The organism is uncultured Boseongicola sp., from assembly GCF_937988555.1.
Taxonomy (GTDB): Bacteria; Pseudomonadota; Alphaproteobacteria; order Rhodobacterales; family Rhodobacteraceae; genus Boseongicola.
Window position 1 is genome coordinate 1 of the sequence record NZ_CALJXO010000160.1, and the last position, 3,570, is coordinate 3,570.

5 protein-coding genes are annotated in these 3,570 nt (G+C 52.6%); 4 read left to right on the plus strand and 1 reads right to left on the minus strand.

Annotated elements, in window-relative coordinates; genetic code table 11:
- Positions 1–476: 476 nt before the first annotated feature.
- Both Q1B15_RS08665 and Q1B15_RS08670 read left to right on the plus strand, forming a co-directional pair.
- A complete protein-coding gene (locus Q1B15_RS08665; RefSeq protein WP_299753048.1) occupies positions 477–1,091 on the plus strand; it encodes a universal stress protein in 615 nt (204 codons plus the stop codon).
- A gap of 251 nt (positions 1,092–1,342) precedes the next feature.
- Positions 1,343–1,555 (plus strand): hypothetical protein, encoded by a 213-nt coding sequence (locus tag Q1B15_RS08670; RefSeq protein ID WP_299753050.1) that lies wholly within the window; start codon positions 1,343–1,345, stop codon positions 1,553–1,555.
- A 197-nt stretch (positions 1,556–1,752) separates the two neighbouring features.
- Here the strand turns inward: Q1B15_RS08670 and Q1B15_RS08675 are convergent, their stop codons facing one another.
- On the minus strand, positions 1,753–2,067 hold the full coding sequence (locus Q1B15_RS08675; protein WP_299753052.1) for a universal stress protein: 315 nt from the start codon (positions 2,065–2,067) through the stop codon (positions 1,753–1,755).
- 125 nt (positions 2,068–2,192) lie between these two features.
- On the opposite strand from Q1B15_RS08675, the gene Q1B15_RS08680 reads away from it, so the two are divergent.
- Positions 2,193–2,741: a hypothetical protein gene (locus tag Q1B15_RS08680; protein ID WP_299753054.1), complete on the plus strand. Its 549-nt coding sequence runs from the start codon at positions 2,193–2,195 to the stop codon at positions 2,739–2,741.
- 131 nt (positions 2,742–2,872) lie between these two features.
- Positions 2,873–3,570 (plus strand): histone deacetylase family protein (locus Q1B15_RS08685; protein WP_299753056.1); only part of this gene is annotated, 698 nt, incomplete at its 3' end.

Genomic DNA, 3,570 nt, shown 5'->3' on the forward strand with positions numbered 1-3,570 from the left:
ACCGAACCACATACTTCGCTGATCGCCTTTTCTTCGACATCTCATTCACCTCATCAAACGATTGCGAGAGTGATTCAGAAAAACAGTAATCTGTCAAATTAGCCGACGCGAAGGACTAGTTATCGAGGCCTGCAATCAGAACTTGAGGTCACCTTGAGTTTTTCCTTTATTTACTGTAGGTTTAAATTGTTGGAGCCAAAAAACCCACATGAGAGCTGGGTCAGAAGTGCGCGCTTGAACAAAACATCCAAGCGGCTCGCAGGTTCCAAGTTGACCTAACCAAACTAGGCGGTCGAAAAAACACGTCAATCAACAACAGTTGTCCGATTGGTATCCAATCGCGGTGAAAAAGGAGACTTATGACTATCTACACAAACGCGAGAATATCGAACCCCTCACGCTATTTCGAAACACCAGATCATGTGTAGAGTGACAACAAACTCAGCCGCGATGACAAGGTGAAAGTCCTAAGATCAATGGCTGTTGACGCAGATCAGAAGGTGGAGGCGGCGTCCGAGGGAATGGCTGGTACCAATCCGGCATTCAATGCCGAGGACCTTCAGTCTGCCCTAATCCAACTCGCAAAAACCAAAGAATCTGATACCGGTGTTGAGTCAAGTCAGCACAACGCCCGCTTCCAGCGGATCATGGTCGTAACGACTGTCGACCAAGATTTGAACCGCGAAATCGCTGACGTTGCCCTGGACATGGCAGAGGTCGTGGACGGCAAAGTGTGCTTGCTTAATGTAATCCCAACGGCGTTCGAGGGGGCCGGACTAGCGGCTGCAGGACCAATGGTTACGGCCGTTCCTTTAGTGACTACTGATAACTCTCAAATCATTGAAGATCGCAACCAGCAACTTGCAGAGCTGAGGGTTGAAAGTGACACAAGCGTTGAGGTCGAGATTGAGGAGTGCAGCGGCCAAATCGAACAGGTAATCGTCGACTATGCCGATGACTGCGATGCGGATGTTATCGTGGTTGGTTCTCCAAACCGTTCCTGGCTCGAAGCATTGTTCGATTCTTCTATTTCCCGCAGGGTCACGATGTTCGCACCATGTCCTGTTTTGGTCGTCCCGGAGCCAGCATAGCCCATTGGTTTTCTGCAATGAGCCCAAGGGGTCTAGGTGTGCGAAACCGGACAGGTTGGCGACGAAGACTACGGGCTTCAAGCCGGATCAAGCGGATGGAGAAACTGTGGCCAGTTGCTGATCCTGATAGCTCAAGAACTGTAGGACTCGCCAATCGACACGACTAATTCATACGCGCGCTACACGGGCTCATCCGAAGCCAGCCTGTCTGCAGCGCAACCCAAGCAAAGAATACGTTAAGGAGATTATTGATGGCCAAACTCGCAAAAACGATCGTGCTTACACCTATCGGCGCCAAAAAAGAAACGCCGCTGGACAAGACCACGCGTATCATGAGGAGAATAGCCGAAGACGAGGCGGAAATACGCGCCGTCAAGACAACGCGCCTTCGCAATGCCCGTCTGGAGAGCGAGGCGGGTACGCCTGTTGAGGCGATCACGGCAACATCCGGCAGAGCACGCTAGCGGCGCTCGTCAAGGCTATCGGGTAACCCAAGCGTCCAGGACGGTCGTTTTCGTCCATCCGCCGTCCGGCGCTGAAAGCGATGAACACCAGCCTTTCGTTCGGCGTCTGAAAGTCACACGTCCAACTCAGAACGCGGCGAAGTTTCAAATCAAACGCCTAATTGGCGAAACAGCTTTATTCTGACTGGCTTAAACGGTCAGCGCACCACATAAACAGAAATTGGCGCGTGGGTGGCGACATAACCCGCATTAGAAGAAAAGATGTGATCCTTGATGCCCGGTATGTGGCTTGCCATTATGATCAAGTTGCAGTCGGCGTCTTTGGCAGAACTGATGATCCCTGACCCAACGTGCAGATGCAGATCTGGGCGGAGTGCGATTTGATCAGCCGTCTTGATGCCATAGGCTTTCGCCTGATCGGCGGCAAAGATGTCAAGAGCCTCCTTCATTCGTTCACCCTCAGTACGCGCCGACGTCGTAGGTACAGCATCCACGACGCCGACATAGACCACAGTAGCGTCGTCACCAATACACCGACTTCGCAAGTTTCCCTACTTTTGCTAGCGACATGGACTTCTTCACCTCCTTCTCAAAAAGGCTGTGGATACTCGGGGAGAATAAAACTAAAGGAACGCCCATGACGAAGGGTCAGGAGATTGCCGCGAAAGATTTCGTTCGCGACCTTGGCAGCAGCTATCCGTCTTTCTATTTGATTTGCCATCACGCAACTTCTCCGGACGAAGTTTTAACCGGTGAAAACCTCAGAGTTTCTTACGTCTATTCATCTGCGCCGCATCTCGAGGGCAAAGTTATGACCTACGAGTACGAAGACGAAGCTAGACCCACGGTCAGCCAATTTTACCGAGCTTTGCTTTTCCTGTCGGGTATGAAGAATAAGCTGCACGTAGAACCCGAGGACGATGTCGAAGACCTGTTCGCTACGGGCGGCTTCTTCAACGCTGCCATCAATCACGCCACGTTGGACAGGCAGTTCGTCACAGCAGTGAAATCTCCCGAGATGCTGATGGCCTATGCGGATACCACGTATAGCGATTGGGACAAGCTGTCGAAGCCTGTTCAGAATTGGCTAGCTCGCATTGGCTTTCGTGGCGAAGACGGCGCTGACGAGTTCATAGAGAAGGTCTGGTTTCCGCTGCAGTCGTACTGGGCTACTGTTCCACATTAATGGTACACAATTACGGTTAAAGATAGTACACAAAAATTCCGCATACAGCGAAAAGAGTCAATAAATAAAGGGTTGTAAGCGCCCTGTCTACGCCTCAATAAGGACGGGTTAGACGCCCTGAAAGGCCAAACATGAAAGCCATTTTTGACGATCGCCAATGGAACCATGACCCAAAGCATTTCATGGCCAACGGCAAGGTATTGCCGAACCCCGAACAACCTGAACGGATCAAAGTACTTCGCACTGGAGCGGAGGCCGCAGGATGTGTTTTCGAAGTGCCTGAAGACGCGGGGCTTGGTCCGATTGCCGCCATCCATTCACCCGAAAATCTGACATTTCTGAAAACCATCCATAAACGCTGGCAGTATATCGATGGCGCTGGCGAGGAAGTAATCCCTAACATTCACCCTGCGAACCGCTCCGACAGCTATCCGAAGTCTGCCGTCGGCCAAGCCGGGTTTCATCAAGCCGACAGCGCCTGTCCAATAGCCGCTGGAACCTGGGAGGCGGCCTATTGGTCCGCGCAGTCTGCAGTGGCTGGCGCCGATACACTGCTGAACGGCACGCGCGCCTCTTATGCCCTCTCGCGGCCTCCCGGCCACCATGCATTCGGCGATCTTGCGGGCGGGTTTTGCTTCCTCAACAACTCTGCCATCGCGGCAGAACGCCTGCGCGCCAACGGCCTGCGACCGGCAATTCTTGATATCGATGTGCACCACGGCAATGGAACGCAGGGCATTTTCTATGACCGCAATGATGTTCTGACCGTATCTGTGCACGCCGACCCTGCGCGTTTCTATCCATTCTTCTGGGGCCACGCCCATGAACG